Source organism: Leptolyngbya sp. KIOST-1, assembly GCF_000763385.1.
Lineage (GTDB): Bacteria > Cyanobacteriota > Cyanobacteriia > Phormidesmidales > Phormidesmidaceae > Nodosilinea.
On sequence record NZ_JQFA01000004.1, the window covers coordinates 154,657 to 170,683 of the forward strand.

The following is a 16,027-nucleotide window of genomic DNA, read 5'->3' on the forward strand; positions in this document are numbered from 1 at the left end:
ATGAGCGGCAACACTGCTACCAGGATAAGCCTACCGAAGCGGACTAGCCCACAGATTAAAGCACAGCATTTTAGCCATTAAGAAATGGTTAACACACTGAGTTTGAGGAAAGGGCGACCCTTAGTCGTTGTCGCCCGGAATATAGGCCCGATTGATTACACGCCCCGTCGGTCCCGTGGTGGTGGTGGTTTTCACCCCAGGGCTCGCCGCTGGGGCCACAGTCTGGTTGGTCTGGCTGGGTTGACTTGGGGTTGGCGAGGAAGCCGTGGGCTGAGGTGCTCCGGTGGCAGGGGCCGCCGCCATCGCCGCCGCTGGCTGAATCTCTTGCCAAGTCAAATTGCCATCGGCAGCTATGCTGACCAGTACAGCCTCAATCGACTCGGCCTCCGTGGCAAGGCCACCGACAATTTGGCACTGAAAGCGATCGCCTGGCTGATTGACCCGGTAGGTCGCGGTACCGCAGTCAATCTGGGCCCGCTTACCGTAGACCTGAGCCAATCCCCTCTGGATGGTGTCTTCGATCTTGGGCAGGTTGAGCAGCACCTTGGAACTGGGCACCTCCCAGGTGACGTTGCCCTGATCGTCCTGCTGGGTGACGTTGATGGTAAAGGTACCCTCTGGGTCGAGTTCGCCCACACAGCGAAAATAGGCCCCGGCCTGGCGGCTGACATCGCTGGGGCAGCGCACGGCGGCCAGGGTCAGCCGTCGCCCCTGCCGCTCAATATCGGCTTTAATGCTGGCCTCTACCTCGCTGGTGTCGAGGCGGTTACCGCAGGCGGTGAGTCCCAGGGCCAGCAGCCCCAGCAGCCCAGCGAGCGGTTTTGTAACGGTGATCGAAGAGAGTGGGTTGCGCCTATCCATCGAACCAGTGAATCCATTGGGGTGACATCCCGATTGTGGCAGCAATAGCCGCTTTACGCATGCTATCCCCACTACCTCGGGCCGCAAAAAGAAAAGAGCATGTTGTCGGACAACTCCCCCTCTCCACCATAATAGAGACAGCTCTTAACACTCGTTCACAAATACTCGGCACTATGGCACAGGACCTCCAGCAATTTTTGACCCTGCTCGAGCAGCGCGGGCAGCTCCGTCGGATCAAGGCCCCGGTCAGCGCCGAACTGGAAATTGCTGAAATCGCCAATCGCCTGCTGCTTGGCGGCGGGCCCGCTCTGCTGTTCGAGAATGTGCAGGGAGCCACCATGCCCCTGGCCATCAACGTGCTGGGCACCGTCGAGCGGGTGTGCTGGGCCATGGGTATGGACCACCCCGCCGACCTCGAAACCCTGGGGCAAAAGCTGGCCCTGCTCTACCAGCCTCGCCCCCCCAAGCAGTTTAGTCAGGCGATCGATCTGGGCAAGGCGCTCTTTGATGTGGTCAAGGCCAAGCCCATGCGCGACCTGCTGCCCCCCTGCCAGCAGGTGGTGCTGAAGGATGACGCGGTCGATCTCAACCAGATTCCCCTGCTGCGGGTCTACCCCGGCGATGCCGGTAAGGTGATCACCCTGGGGCTGATGATTACCAAAGACCCGGAGACCAAGATTCCCAATGTCGGAGTCTACCGGCTTCAGCTCCAGTCCCGGAATACCGCAACGGTGCAGTGGCTGTCGGTGCGGGGCTGCAGCCGCCACCTGCGCAAGGCCGCAGAGATGGGCCAAAAGCTGGAGGTGGCGATCGCGATCGGGGTTCACCCCCTGGTCATTCTCGCCGCCGCCACGCCGCTGCCTATCGATCTATCGGAGTGGCTGTTTGCGGGCCTCTACGCCGGCAAAGGGCTCAACCTGGCCAAGTGCAAAACCGTCGACCTGGAGGTGCCCGCCGAGTCTGAAATCGTGCTGGAGGGCACCATTACCCCCGGCGAAACCGCCGTCGATGGCCCCGCAGGCGACCACATTGGCTACTACGGCGGCGTCAACGAAGCCGCGCCGCTGCTGCGGTTCCACTGCCTCACCCACCGCAAAAATCCGATCTACATGACCACCTTTAGCGGTCGCCCACCCAAGGAAGACGCCATGATGGCGATCGCCCTCAACCGCATCTACAATCCCATCCTGCGCCAGCAGGTGCCCGAAATTCAGGACTTCTTTTTGCCGATGGAAGGGCTGAGCTACAAAGCGGCGGTGCTCTCGATCGAGAAATCCTACCCCGGTCAGGCCAAGCGGGCCGCCCTGGCGTTCTGGTCGGCCCTGCCCCAGTTCAGCTACACCAAGTTTGTGATCGTAGTCGACAAGGCCATCAACATCCGCGATCCGCGTCAGGTGATGTGGGCGGTGACCTCGAAGGTGGACCCAGCGCGGGATGTGTTTATTTTGCCCAACAACCCCTTTGATCGGCTGGATTTTGCCACCGAGAAGCCGGGGCTGGGCAGCCGCATGGGCATCGACGCAACGACGAAGGTCTACCCCGAAACCGATCGCCCCTGGAGCGAAGAGCTCACCCCCGATCCGGACACCGCTGCCCTGGTCGATCGCCGCTGGGCAGAGTATGGCTTGGGCGACTTGAACCTGAGCGATGTGGACCCCAATCTGTTTGGCTACGACATCAAATAATGTGGCCCATGGCGCGGTCAATAATGGTGTCGCGATCGAGCTTGGCTGCCAGGGTCTCTGGGTCGTAGAGACCTTCTGCAACTTCTAGCGAAGCCGCGTTGAGTGCTGGTTCGTAAGCTTCTTCGAGGGCCGATCGTAGTTCTTCGGGTTGAAGATAATGGCCCCCAGCTTTACGACGCTTATTTTTGCTTTGAATCTCTAGGGCTGAGTTGCGAATGGAGACATCCCAGGACCGAGTCGTTCGGTTTTCTGCCTGTTGTTTGATGAGGTGCAGGAGCAAAATTTTCGCATAGCTGCGAATATTGCTGACTTTATCGTCTCGGCTCATCTCCTCTAAATCTTCGATAATGACCAAGGCTCCCGGTATGTCGCCCTGAAGCAATCGGCCTTTAAGCTCTAGCAGTTCTTCCATGCGGGTTGCTCGCAGCAATGACGGTTGCGATCGGATCGATCTCTATCGTAGCTGGGTCTTTTGTAGCGGGTCTAAGAGTAGCGAGGATTGAGGCTGGAGCCGGTGCGACCTGTGGTGAGCCAAAGCAGCGATCGCCCGGTGTCGCGCAGGATGCGCCAGGGGGATTCTTGGCCGTAGCTGTGGGGAGGGCTGATGGAGGTAAAGGCGATGCCCTGACTACCGAGGACGATGGTAGCGATCGCGGTAGCCCTGGGCATGTGAAATGCGGAGGTGATCAGGTAGATGTGTTGGATATTGGCGGCTTTGAGGTCGGGGACGAGGGTGGTGAAATTGGTGACGGTGTCAGTGGCGCGGTAGTCGAGGTGGTAGCGGCTGGGAGAAATGTGGGCGGCCTGGAAGATGGCGTGGGCCTGGGCGGCGGGGATGCCGCTAGAGATCCAGATGGGTAGATCGGGTCGCGTCTGGGCGAATTGGGCGGTAAAGGTTTCGCGGCCAGAACCGCCGCCGAGAGTGAGGATGGCCTGGGGTTGGGGGGTTTGGAGGCGGGCGATCGCTAGGTTGAGCGGCAGCAGCAGGAGCCAGCCGAGGAGGAGCAGAGGCAGGAGCCGGAGGAGCGATCGCATGGGGTGGTGACTGTGGCTGTCTTTAGCTTCATGCTAAAGCGCCTGAGGCGATCCGTTGGGATGAGTGCGATCGCTAGATTTTCTCCGTTGGCTTTAGGTCAGCTTCGATTAAATGGATGGCCAGTAGCATTTCTACTAGTACCCTTTGCAGGGCGTAGTACCAGCCGTGCCAGCCGTCTAGGATGCCACCTTTGAGGATCAAGCAATAGAAGAGGACGACAAAGGGGGCCAGGATTTTGGTTTTGCGAATTTTGTCAGCTAGGCTAAGTTCATGGCCGGGAGTGGTAGAAAGTTTTTGAACTTCTAGCACCATGTAGCGGTTTTGAGCCCATAGCCAGTGGCTGAGGGGTTTGCGATCGTCGTGGTTAATGGGGCCTCGGAGGGAAGCGACAGGACCATCAATACGTACTCGATGGGCGTGGCCGTCCTCAATGTAGTGGGCCTTGGCGGTGCGATATAAAACGGTTCGCGGTGGCAGCAATGTACTCCGTAGGGGATAACCGAACACACAGTACCTTAAAGCAACTTTGAAGCCATCACTTGTGATAGTTTCAGTTAAGGACTGAATTTCAGTGATAAAGGCGGCGGAAACCTGATAATCAGCATCTAAGGAAAGGGTCCATTCTGTGGAGATGCAGGTGAGGCCAAAGTTACACTGCCCAGCAAAAGATTCAAAGGGGTGCTGATAAAGGGTGACGCTTGGATAATGGCTGAGAATATCAAGAGTGGCATCGGTGCTGTAGCTGTCAATAACAATAATACGTTTAGCCCATCTGAGGGTATCTAGAGTGCGACTGATGTTGAGATCTTCGTTGTAGGTGAGGATGAGAGGAGTTATGCGATCGAGCTGCATGGGGAGGGTCTAGCTGGCGTTAGCTTTAGTGGAAAGAGTGGCGGCGCAGACCATACTCTTCCAAAGGTAGGGAAAGCGGCCAGCAAATTGAAACTTGGGGTTAATAAAGCCTTCACTGAGAACTAACTGACGAAGAGTTGGCACAGAGAAAAACTTAATATGTCCACCATCCCAGAGAGCAGTAAAGTGCCTATCCATTTTACCAGTGAAAGCCAGGGCGAGATTTTTTAGGTAGCCATGGTACGGGGTAGTTAAGATTAAGGTGCCGCCTGGGCGAAGGCACTGTTTTGCAACCCGCACCAGTTCTTTGGGATAAAAAAGGTGTTCAATCACTTCTGCTGAAAAGACAACGTCAAAGGCTTGGGACAGGTCGGTGAAATCTAGGTCGTAAATGCTGCCCTGGTGGAATTGACAGTTTGGGTAAGCCTGCTGGGCTTGGGCAATGCCAGAAGCAGATTCTTCAATACCGGTAACGACAAAGCCTTGGCCTGCTAGAAAACTACTAAAGCTGCCGTTACCACAACCTAGGTCCAATAGCTTTAGAGGTTCAGCATTGTTCTGCTGTAGATCGGTCAAAACCTGAAGCACAGGAGGAGCAAGGTAGTGGTGGTGGTGTTCACTAGTGGGGCTTTGATAGGCGTACTCGTAATCGGTGGGGGTTTTGGTCATGGAGATAGAAGCTTTTGGTTGAGAATGGTGGTGTAGACGTCAATCAATTCCGCAGCAACCTTATCCCAGGTGTAATGCTTGAGGATGAGCTGGCGGGCGCGAGTGCCCATAATCTGACTAATCTAGATCTCAGAGGCCATTTGTAAAGCCAGCCTAGCCCTGATAAAACGTTTCTACCTTGAACCATGGCTTAGGAGTCTGAGGACTTTCTAAATAAGCTCTCAGAACTGATTTCTAAAGCAAATCTTAAGGTTAGTCAATCCCTTATGTGTTAAGGCTTTTCGGGCATTGGCTGCTTGAGAGGCCTCATTCTCTAGAAGCCTTAATATCAGGCGATCCCAGCCGACTTAAGAAATTAGCTCTCATTAAAACTGAGAGCTGAGCAGATCCTAAGTGATACTACTAGGTTACTTTGCTAGTTAGGTTGTAGCTGGTAGGACCAGGTATCTCGAAGAGACTGAATGTAGTCTATTTGGGGTACCCAGCTTAATTCTTGACAAGCACGAGTAACATCCGCAGTTTGAAAAGGGACTAAAGGCTTTTGTTGGGAAGCTACACTTTCATACGTCATTCTTTGCAAACCACTAACTTTAATAAGAGTTCTTACCACGTCATGGCCACTTAAATTTTCTCCAGATCCTATATGATATATTTTTCCACTTTCCCCATTAGTGAAAGCAAGGACAATAGCTTTAGCCAAGTCTCTTACGTCAAGATAGTCTCTTCTAGTATCTAATGGCCCAAACTCTAAGACTACAGACTCATTTTTTGCAAAGTTTTCATATATTAGCTTAGCGCATCGTCCTGGCAAAAGTGTTTCGGGAATGTTTGGCCCAAAAAGATTAAATACACGCAAACAAACAATGTTTTGACCTAAAAAAGATCTCATTATTGCCAAGGATGTTTGAGCCTGCTTAGTCAAGCCATAATTATCCACTGGCTTGCATAGAATTTCCTCGCTCAAAGGCTTATCCTCTTCACTTGCACATCCCAGCTCTGCAGCAGAACCAATAACAACTACACGTGCTTTGGGAACACTAGATGACAAGCATTCTAAAAGCCTCTGAAATCCAAGAACATTAACCCCAAACAACTCAGAGAGAGATGCATGTTTCAAACTAGCCAAATGGACAACTATATCTGGCTTAACACATGAAACAACTTTTTCGATTTGATCAAGAGAAAATAAATCCATCTGAAAGAAGTTTTCCGGCAAGATTCCTTCAGGAGGTTTTTTTGCAGAACAAGAAACACCAAAGATTAGATACTTTGGATGTATTTCCAAGATTCTCTTGATTACCCAAGGTCCGACGAACCCAGTACAACCCGTAACCAGGACACGCTTAGCCATAATTAAGGACAAACAATAATCTCTTGCATTACTTCTTCGCTCAAGTCAATTCTTGTAGAAAAGAATCTGTTTGTTCAGAAAACCGCTCATTGGCTAGGGCATAATCATCGGGATTACCTATGTCTAGCCAACTACCAGCAAAATTGTAACTATTTACTTTTTCACCTTCTTTAATTAATAGTTTCATCAGATCAGGCAGATCTAGATACACATTAGGTTTAATGTAGTCGAGTATGCGTCTTTGAAAAACATACATACCCATACTGACCCGATATTTTAGAATTGGTTTTTCTGTATAACCAACTAACTGCCCTCTTTCTGAAACATCTAACACCCCTAATGAAATAGGAACTTCCTTGAAACACGTCGCGATAGTAGCAATGGCATTACTATCAATATGATTTTGCCAAAAATCAGAATAGTTTATATCGGTTAGAATATCTCCATTCATAACCAAAAAATTTTCCGACAACCCAGTTATTAAGCCTAATGGGCCAGCAGTGCCTAAAGGATGCTGTTCAAGAGAATAATTAATATCAACGTTCCAACTTTTTCCGTCACCAAAAAAAGCTCGAATCAATTCTGCAAGATGATTAACAGCAAAAGTAAGATCTTGAAATCCATGCGACCTAAGCTGTCTCACAATTAGCTCTAAGATTGGTCTTTCCCCAATAGGAACAAGTGGCTTCGGAAACACAACCGTATAGGGCCTTAATCGTGTTCCTTTACCACCTGCTAAAATTACAGCTTTTTTCTCAAAGGCCATAACCGTTCATCCCTTTTATACTACATACTGATCTACAGAAAATATTTTTGGGTGTCTCTCAACAAAATCGATCACCTCACTCAACCCATTCTTTAAAGATACTTGTGGTTTCCAACTTGTTAATGTTCTGATCAGGTCTGTACTAGCAATGAGAGCTTTAACCTCACTTTTCTCTGGGCGTTTGCGCTCTTCCTCACAAATAATTTCAGCATCAGGCTTCACCATGCCTATAAGCATGTTTGCCAAATCGCCTATGGTTATTCCTTGCCCATTACCAGCATTACAAGCAATCCCCAGTGTTGAATCACTTTCAGAAACTGCCACAAATGCCCGTGCTGTGTCAGTAACATAGGTAAAGTCTCGAATAGGGCTCAGGCTACCTAGACGAACCTTACCATCACGCTTTAGTTGAGAAATAATGGTCGGAATAACAGCACGAGCAGACTGACGAGGTCCAAAGGTATTAAAGGGTCGAAGTGTCGAAACCGGTAAGCCAAAAGAGCACCAATAACTTTCAACTAATTTATCGGCAGCAATCTTTGAGGCCGAATATGGAGATTGCCCTTGCAGGGGATGTTTTTCATCCATAGGGGTATAGCGTGCAGTTCCATAAGTCTCTGAAGTCGAAGTGTGAACCATCCTTGGTATCTGGAAAGCTCTCACTGCCTCTAACACATTTAAAGTTCCACGAACATTTACCTCAAAATAAGCAGCAGGAGCAAGGTAAGAATAAGGAATGCCGATCAAAGCAGCTAAATGAAAAACGCATTCACAATCTTCAACGACTTGACGCACTGAAAAAGGATCAGTAATATCAATCGAATGCACATCGACTTCAGGCAAGAGATCTTTGGGAAGAAAATTTAGATTACCCCAATCATTTCTCGAATTGTAATGAACAACTGCACGAACCTCAGCGCCTTCCCTGACAAGGTATTCCGTTAAATGGCTACCAATGAAGCCTCCAGCGCCAGTAACTAGTACTTTCTTATTTTTTAGGTGCATAGCTAGTCTTACCCTGAAAAATTCAGTCAAACAGTGAACACTCTTAATCTAATCGCATACAGTCAGGAATTTTCTTACTGCCTAGCATCCACCCATATACATCTTCTAACTGAGCACAAATAACTTTCCAGTCATATTGCTCACGCACAAAATCAAGAGCCTCAGAACTCATTTCCTTAAGCTTCAACTCTGGCATGGCCATAAACTTTTCTAGTCCATTTTTGAGGCCATCCACAGACGTATCTACCTCTAAAGCAGCTCCAGCAAGCGTAGCTTCAGGAAAACTACATCCCTTTGTTAATAGGGCTGGAGTTCCGAAAGAAAAAGACTCCATAGGAACCATTGCAAAAGCTTCACTATAAGATGGTAGAACCAAGAACTCTGCTGCGTGAAGCCAAGCTCTTTTTTCCTCAGTAGTTACAAATCCCAAGAAGTGAACGTTTTGACACTTTTTGATTTCACTTGAATTTTGAAGCTCCCTGACATAGCTTGGATCCCCAGAACCTGCAATAACTAATTGCCAGTCATCTCTCACGCTAAGTTTAGACCAGGCTTGAAGTAAATTTTCTATACCTTTTATCGGATGCAGTCGACCCAAATACAGACAAGTCTTTCGCTTACTAAGTGGGTAAGGAATACAGGATGGAAAACCTTGAATAGATTGCAAACTTGGCATTTCAATGCCATTTCCTATAACACAGATTGGCTTTTGGATTCCTAATTTTCGCAGTGTCTTATACTCAATATCTGTACTAACTTGGTAGCAAGTTACATTAGCCAAAACGGATTTTAAAAAAGTTTTTTGTGCCAGGTACTTTTTCCACTTAGAAATCTCAAGAGCTGTAGGATTAAAGCACCCATGGGTTGTAATCATATAAGGAATATTATTCTCACTGCAAAACCTGGCAATTGGCTGATGCGGATATAACCAAACACCTTGAAAACTAGCAACCTGCCAATGCTTTCCTGAGCTATTCAACCATTTGAAAATGCCCGGAGCGAAATGCCACGACAATGGGCCATACCGCTTAAAGGGTATAACTTCAGAGCACCAATGTCCTAAAGATTGATCTTTTTTTTCAACAGTGCCGATCACTGTAACTTGATTTTCTGTGTCTTGCAAAGCTTTAGCAGTTTGCAAAAGGGACAAGTAGGGTCCGCTACTCTCTGTGTGCAAGCAACCAAAAGAAAAAAGGATGGAATAGGGCATAAAAATAGATTAGATTCAGATCTCAATAAATCTTATCAAGTCTAAAGGTTAACTCTTTTTATTTAAGAACCTAAACTTATCAAAGAGAATGAGTAATCCTACTAGTTGAAGAACTCTTACCAAACCTTGTATACCATAGGCGAGTTGCACTGCAAATATGGGTAACAAAGACCAATATCCTAACACCGCAATGATCTTACGGTTTCCTTTTGCAAAATACCTATCTATAGCCATAACTACAGATGATAAAACCACCATGAATATAGTCATAACCCATACTCCGCCATTCCAATACGCATTAGCAATAGCTAAGAACCCTCCCATATGACGGTAGTACAATCCTAACCGCCAGTTATCGTTTAACGGGCGTTCATACCCTAGCCAGCCTGCAATAACTTGTGGAGTGGCTTGAGAAATTAAATTGATAAATGTGATTCCATCTAAAGTGTTTGCCTGTTTAACAAGATCTACAACATAAAGCATATGAAACAACGACTGGCCAATCATAGGATAATCATTCAGGTTTATTGACCTATTTACTTCTAAATGGTCACCACCTACATGCGCATCTAGGCCACGGAATGGAATCATTCTTTCAACGGACTGTGCAAAAACCACAGAGTTGCTTTCTAGACTGTGTGCCAGCTGAAACCGAAGGTATGGGAAAGACTGCACAAGGTACAACGAAATTAGTAGACAAAGAACACCAAAAAGCCAAGCCCCTTTCTTCTTCGCACTTAACAATATCTCTAAGCTTCCAACCAAAAAGAAAGCTACAGCCATCAATCCACGTGAGGAATAAATTAGTAGCAAAAGGGTTGGAGATATAATTAGATTAATTCGAGATAACGTCAATAATTTTTTGGCTGATGCTTTTGGCCATGTCAGTCTTTTAGCCAGAAAAACAAGATATGGAAGAAAGATTAAGGCATAAAAAGCAACAAAATAAATAGGCGAAACCCACAAACTATGGGCATTGAATGGATACGATACCTCAAAAATACTAACGTTGGTTAAAAAAAGTATGAATGAAATAGAAAATGATAAAATCAACAACAAAAACCCATCTTTGTTAGATATTCGAGAAAGTCTGCTCAGCAAACCGACAATAACCTCAACAATGTTTTGATTCATGCTAGAACTTTGAGGTTCCGCTTTTTTTTGAAAAAAATAAACTAATACAATTGGAATAACAGCAAACAGGGAAGCTCTAGAAGCAATTTCGAGATTTTCTTTTGTAAAAGCGGAGAATACAAAGACTGTTATCCTTTCTACGTTTTCTTGGTTTTGGTATATGTATGTGAAGAATACAAAAACAATTGATTGAACAGCCAACAAAGTTGACAGATAAAAATACTTATCACCTAGCATTGATCTAACAACAAAGAGGATGTATACCACCCAAATTGCAAGCTGAGGCCAGAATAAAAATTCACTTTTATCAAGGAATATGAGTAATCCTATAGAGATTAAGAAGAAAAGGCCTGGTCCCAAAAATCTTATTGTTGACATAGGAAAAGAATTTTGTTTGCAACACTGACTAAATGACTGAATCTGACTTCCTTACTACAATACTCCAGACAGAAAACAACCCTAAATATTGCCCGTAAACAAGAGCCTACGTTGCCCAAGGTATTTACATCAATGTCAGCCCGCAAGCCAAACTTGATTCAAGTAGGCGATTTCTAGGGTGACCGCCCTGTAGGCCTTGTAGCTTCGTTACTAAAATTTTCCGGGCTGTTACTAGAACTTGTTGAAGCAGAAGACTATAAAACCACTAATTATTACTAACCACAGAAAGTTGATGCCAATCCTATAGCGGTTCTCGTTGAGGTGAGGTACGAGCAGAGGCCTACAATCCTTATTCAGCAAGGCTCATGCTGTACTTCATTCGATCGGGAACCGCTATAGAAGGAATTAATATTTCCTATGCATTAATTCCCACTCTAGAGACAACCGCTTTGTGAAAGACTCACCCAATACTTTTTGATATAGATATTGAAGTACAATTCTAATTTTTCCAAGTAATATTGGAAGAGCCTTCAGAAGAGCAGGCAAGGAATATGATTTGCAAAGAATTTGCTTTCTCAATTGCTTGGCAGAGGCATAATTCTCAAAAATTTTCTCTTGCGATAAACGCTTAAAAACCCATTCTTGAAAATACATGAAATTGGCATCAGAGTAAACTAAGGAAACTGGATCATCAAATTCCTGACACCGTGACCAATAACTGATTAGAGCAATACACGCATCCAATATTTGACGTTTTCCACCGTCTTCATGAGTTACTTGATCATCATGTTGCCTGATACTTACAAGAGGTTTATCAATACAAGCTAAGCAACCTACTTCTGATAAACGCAGCCATAAATCCAGATCTTGTGAGCGTTTGATACGCTTACGATATCCTCCAATCGCTTTGACAACTTCTGCTTTATAAAAGGCAGAAGAGTGTGCAAAGAAGGCTTGCGCTGAGGTTAAACGGCTCAAAAGTGCTTTATGTGATTTAGGATAATAGTATTTTTTAATTAGCTTCCCATATTGGTCGATTACTCTTAATCCTGTACCAATCAAAACTAGCGAGGGATCTTTCTGTGCAAAGGCATATTGCATAAACAAGCGCTCTGGTTCACATAGATCATCTGCATCAATACGGGCAATCCATTTACCACGAGCTATATTAATGCCTTGATTTAGAGAATCTGCCAGGCCTGAATTAGGTTTATCTATAATGTGAATACGAGAGTCTTGGCCAGCAAAACGCTTGATTATTTTTAACGAGCTATCTGTACTTCCGTCATTAACAATAACAAACTCAAAGTTTGCAAATGTTTGTCCCAGTATGCTTCTGATGACCTCTTCTAGCCAACGTTCCCCATTATAGACAGACATTAAAACAGTTACATCTGGCACTTCTTTTCCGAAATTTATACTTATTGTTTTACCCGTCACATCTACAGTTCCAACCAAACCAACTTGGAAAAAATAATATCAAAATTCTTGATTAGACAAAATAGCTGAAAGTTCATATCTTCTAAAATAAAATGAGCTTATCGCCTAAATGTTGATCCCATTCAGGTGGGTCAAATGGCTCAGTCCCATTCCCTGGATAAAATGTCATTTCTCCAAAAATAAGTTCAGGCAAAGAGTAGAAGTCAACCCGTACAAAAGGAATATTTTCTGATAGTCTTTTAGCTGCTTCAAGCATAGCCGCGAGATATTTAGGCTTATTTACTTCACCATCATAGTGAGGATAAAGGATAGTAAAAGGTAATCTTTTCCAATCCGAATCAAAATATGCCCGCCTATGATCAGAAAAACGATTAATATCTACTTGAATACAGTAAGGTTCACCCTCAAAACAAAATACTTTATAATCTTTAGGAATGCATCCTTCTGCATCACGCAAAAATTGCTCTGCAATAATTCTTCTTGGTACATTCTTGTAAATCCACTCACGACCCATAAGAGAATAATCTGCTTTTAACCAATATCTTAACTTAGCAATCGCTGCTGTCTTATCGAAGCTATCTTTCTCATTCACAAAAATATTCATGCCTGAGCCATGAGTAGCTTTTAGGACAAAGCTTTTAGGTAGCTTAGACCAGTTAATATCCGAGACTGAACTATAAACTCCTAACAATTCATTCAAGTAGTTGTTTCCTAGTTTCTCTTTTACATACTCTCTAACAGATAGTTTGTCTGCAAAGATACAAAACTGTGGATTGCGATTATAGACTTTCAACCATTGCAGCTTTTCATTAAAAGTCTGCGGACACCCGATGTTTCCACCATTTAACCAACGTTGAAGGGACATATTGGCATAAGCTGAATCGGTCAAAACTGGCCGTACTAGTCGGTAAAATATTCGCTGCCAAATACTAAAATGGTCTACTTTAAAATTCATATCTACACATGAAAAACAATCCAAGACGTAGGAATTAAGCCATTAAACCCCCACGCTGTCTCCCTACCAACCATAGCACCAGGAGAAATTACTGTTTTACTCCGTTGGTTAGCTAACCATGCTCCCCACCAACTAAAGGTGCTATTAGCAATGATAAAATGCTGGCACTGCGTCATTAGCCAGAGGTCGGCATAGGCATTTGTCTCACCAATATTATGAGCCACTACTGTGATTCGATTGTCTGCGAGAGGGATGCGCTTTCGGGATTCCTTAGCATTATCGGAAAAAAGGTAGTAATGGGCATTTGGAACTCGTTTCTCTATTTCTGCAATAGCACATCTATAGTAGTCATTTGGTGCATTATGGACACTGTTCTCCTCCGGTCCATCAAAAAAGCGGACATGTATAGCCACTGCTGTATGACTCAAAATACTTTTAGCCATAGCCTGATTTTTTTCATCATCTGGAGGATGTATACGCAAATCTTGCCGAATAACATCTTCTACATCCTTGAAGTAGTCTTCACTCTGCCAGTACCCCTCCAAATATAGGTTTCTATAAGGCTTAACTTTTAGCAGACGTGGCTCAAAGTCCAAGCTATCTTGCTTAATGTAAGATCGCTTTTCAAAAGAAATATAGCGATTTACGCGATGCTTAAGATTTCGTCGGACTCGTGAAAAAGGTTCTAATCGCTCTGCGGCTGTAGCTTTGCGGCAGGGAATATGAAAATGGTCAAGTTGGTACTGACGTTGATAGGTATAGTCCCGTACGAAACCACTGACATCATTTAAAACTAATTCAGCATTGTTTACTAAGGCTAAGCGACGAGCGGATGCGTAGATAAATAATTGATTGCCAAGACCACCAAAAATTTGGGGAATGACTTTAATCAATTTTTTACTATTCATTCTATAGGTGATGTTTGCTATGAACTTGAGCAAGTAATTTTACTAACGAAAAATGAAATTATGAGTTGACAGTTGAAGTTGTTCCGACTCTATCTGAGCGATAAGATCGCTTGAAATTGGCTGAACTTTCTTGTCAGCGGTGAATGCTTGGTAACCATGCCTAAAAAACAACTCGAAAGTTTTCCGGAAACTAGGGTTAATACTTACACCAACAGGTTGATGTTCGGTAGTAGAAACTTCCATCATCCAAATAGGACGAGGTTGATGATCTAAAGTTGCAGTCGCTCCTTGCAGAAGCATATGCTCTGCCCCTTCCACATCTACCAAAATTAATGCACGATGACCTTCTAGAGTGCTACCTAAAAGGCGATCAAGTGTGAGAACTGGTACCTGAGTAACGTAACTTTCTGGAATTGAGGCCCATCCCTTCACTAGGGAGGCTCCTGTGCCTCCCCCCCAAATAGTCATAATGTCAGTGGACGTACTCAAGGCAACAGGATAAATCTCTGCCTGGCTAGCCCAGCCATTATCTTGTATATTTTTAAGTAAGTAATGGACGTTGCGGGCAATAGGTTCAACTGCAATGACTCGTTTCCCTAGGCTAAGAGCATGACAGCAGTAATAACCAACATTCGCACCAACATTTACCAATACATCTACTTCTTGCAGAAGAAGCTGTATAAGCCGAGTTTCCTCAGGCTCAAAGTCGCCTTTAGCCATGTTCTCATGACCTGCCAAGGTAAAACCCCAAGGAGTTTTGATCGGCTTATCATAGCGGTCTAGCTGATCTCGAAAACTACGGACAAAATTCGCCGTATTAGGAGATGACTCAAGAGCCTTTCTTAACCATTTTCTGATCATTACTGTATTCATTAAAAGCTTAAAAAAACTAAATCATCAAAGCTGCGTTTAAGGATAAACAACGTAAATTCTAATCTAGTCGTTTATATGACTTCCTTTCCTAACCCACTTTTCCGAAACCATTTCACATACATAAGGTCTTTAGTTCTCCTGTGCTCAAGTAATCCTTTGATATACAACTTTTAACACCCATCACAATTCCTTTAATTTATTTTAGAACTTCTTCTTGGCCACACAGTGCCAACCAAAACATGCCAAGTCCTCAGCAGTATGTTGAGCACGAATTTTGAAATAAATTAAACTTAACAGTGCATACATATAAGCCATAGGCCAAACCCAGTTACCCCTTTGGCGTTCTAGTCCACCTAGCCTCATAATCTCTTGCCTTAGCACACTAAACCAATCACCATTTGCAGTGAGCTCTCGGATTTCAAATCCACGCTGACTGAGGTGATGCTCATACCAGTATTTTGAAAAACCACTACAGAAGTGATATGGAGCCATATGAACGTTAGATGCAAAAGGTGCTGTTAGAATTAAGATTCCTTCAGCTTTAAGTAATCGGGAAAACTCATCAAGTGCATGTGTAGGTTCTGGAATATGCTCTAGCACCTCGCTACAGAGAATTACATCAAAACTAGCATCTGGAGATGGGATAGAAGTAATATCACAAACAATATCAATGCTACTAGTATCCCACGTCTGGGTTTGCAATCCTTCTTCTAGCCCAGCCTCTACACCTTTATATTGACAAAAATCCTGTGAAATATAATCTAAATGCTCGCAATGCTTTCTATTCCTTAATTCACCGGCACCAGCATCTAATACTTTAGAGCCTGCTTTAACCTCTAAGAGAACTCTTTTTAGGAAAGCTTGACGGCCAGTTTCATTCACATTAGTAAATATCATAAGACGC

At 44.9% G+C, this 16,027-nt stretch carries 16 protein-coding genes; 1 reads left to right on the top strand and 15 read right to left on the bottom strand.

Going from position 1 to position 16,027, the window contains the following annotated elements; translation table 11 throughout:
* Positions 1-120: 120 nt before the first annotated feature.
* Entirely contained in the window at positions 121-861 is a 741-nt protein-coding gene (locus NF78_RS17800; RefSeq protein ID WP_035990475.1) for a DUF4333 domain-containing protein, read from the bottom strand.
* A gap of 173 nt (positions 862-1,034) precedes the next feature.
* On the opposite strand from NF78_RS17800, the gene NF78_RS17805 reads away from it, so the two are divergent.
* On the top strand, positions 1,035-2,546 hold the full coding sequence (locus NF78_RS17805; protein ID WP_035990477.1) for a UbiD family decarboxylase: 1,512 nt from the start codon (positions 1,035-1,037) through the stop codon (positions 2,544-2,546).
* Here the strand turns inward: NF78_RS17805 and NF78_RS17810 are convergent.
* The 14 genes from NF78_RS17810 to NF78_RS29740 form a co-directional block, all read right to left on the bottom strand.
* Positions 2,539-2,958 (bottom strand): DUF29 family protein, encoded by a 420-nt coding sequence (locus tag NF78_RS17810; RefSeq protein WP_035990478.1) that lies wholly within the window; start codon positions 2,956-2,958, stop codon positions 2,539-2,541. The two genes, NF78_RS17805 and NF78_RS17810, sit on opposite strands and share 8 nt — an antisense overlap.
* Before the next feature lie 71 nt (positions 2,959-3,029).
* Positions 3,030-3,581 (bottom strand): YdcF family protein, encoded by a 552-nt coding sequence (locus NF78_RS17815; RefSeq protein WP_035990480.1) that lies wholly within the window; start codon positions 3,579-3,581, stop codon positions 3,030-3,032.
* A 73-nt stretch (positions 3,582-3,654) separates the two neighbouring features.
* Complete coding sequence (locus tag NF78_RS17820) at positions 3,655-4,434, bottom strand: glycosyltransferase family 2 protein (RefSeq protein ID WP_035990482.1); 780 nt, start codon at positions 4,432-4,434, stop codon at positions 3,655-3,657.
* A 9-nt stretch (positions 4,435-4,443) separates the two neighbouring features.
* Positions 4,444-5,103, bottom strand: a complete 660-nt coding sequence (locus NF78_RS17825) for a class I SAM-dependent methyltransferase (protein ID WP_035990484.1) — start codon at positions 5,101-5,103, stop codon at positions 4,444-4,446.
* Between the two features lie 415 nt (positions 5,104-5,518).
* Positions 5,519-6,454 carry an NAD-dependent epimerase/dehydratase family protein gene (locus NF78_RS29700; RefSeq protein WP_156119863.1) on the bottom strand — a complete coding sequence of 312 codons (936 nt, stop codon included), beginning with the start codon at positions 6,452-6,454 and terminating at the stop codon, positions 5,519-5,521.
* 40 nt (positions 6,455-6,494) lie between these two features.
* Positions 6,495-7,220 carry a sugar phosphate nucleotidyltransferase gene (locus NF78_RS29705; RefSeq protein WP_072016174.1) on the bottom strand — a complete coding sequence of 242 codons (726 nt, stop codon included), beginning with the start codon at positions 7,218-7,220 and terminating at the stop codon, positions 6,495-6,497.
* Between the two features lie 15 nt (positions 7,221-7,235).
* Positions 7,236-8,225: an SDR family NAD(P)-dependent oxidoreductase gene (locus tag NF78_RS29710; protein WP_072016175.1), complete on the bottom strand. Its 990-nt coding sequence runs from the start codon at positions 8,223-8,225 to the stop codon at positions 7,236-7,238.
* 43 nt (positions 8,226-8,268) lie between these two features.
* The gene (locus NF78_RS29715; RefSeq protein ID WP_225885363.1) at positions 8,269-9,375 is read right to left on the bottom strand and encodes a glycosyltransferase; all 1,107 of its coding nucleotides are present in this window, start codon (positions 9,373-9,375) and stop codon (positions 8,269-8,271) included.
* Between the two features lie 108 nt (positions 9,376-9,483).
* Positions 9,484-10,947: a hypothetical protein gene (locus tag NF78_RS31325; RefSeq protein ID WP_156119864.1), complete on the bottom strand. Its 1,464-nt coding sequence runs from the start codon at positions 10,945-10,947 to the stop codon at positions 9,484-9,486.
* Between the two features lie 405 nt (positions 10,948-11,352).
* On the bottom strand, positions 11,353-12,405 hold the full coding sequence (locus NF78_RS29720) for a glycosyltransferase family 2 protein (protein ID WP_156119865.1): 1,053 nt from the start codon (positions 12,403-12,405) through the stop codon (positions 11,353-11,355).
* Positions 12,406-12,469: 64 nt separating this feature from the next.
* Complete coding sequence (locus NF78_RS29725) at positions 12,470-13,342, bottom strand: ATP-grasp fold amidoligase family protein (protein WP_072016178.1); 873 nt, start codon at positions 13,340-13,342, stop codon at positions 12,470-12,472.
* Positions 13,343-13,344: 2 nt separating this feature from the next.
* On the bottom strand, positions 13,345-14,250 hold the full coding sequence (locus NF78_RS29730; RefSeq protein ID WP_197064918.1) for an alpha-1,2-fucosyltransferase: 906 nt from the start codon (positions 14,248-14,250) through the stop codon (positions 13,345-13,347).
* 42 nt (positions 14,251-14,292) lie between these two features.
* A complete protein-coding gene (locus NF78_RS29735; RefSeq protein ID WP_081972746.1) occupies positions 14,293-15,123 on the bottom strand; it encodes an FkbM family methyltransferase in 831 nt (276 codons plus the stop codon).
* 201 nt (positions 15,124-15,324) lie between these two features.
* Positions 15,325-16,005, bottom strand: coding sequence for a class I SAM-dependent methyltransferase (locus NF78_RS29740; protein ID WP_197064919.1), 681 nt, complete (start codon positions 16,003-16,005; stop codon positions 15,325-15,327).
* Positions 16,006-16,027 lie beyond the last annotated feature (22 nt).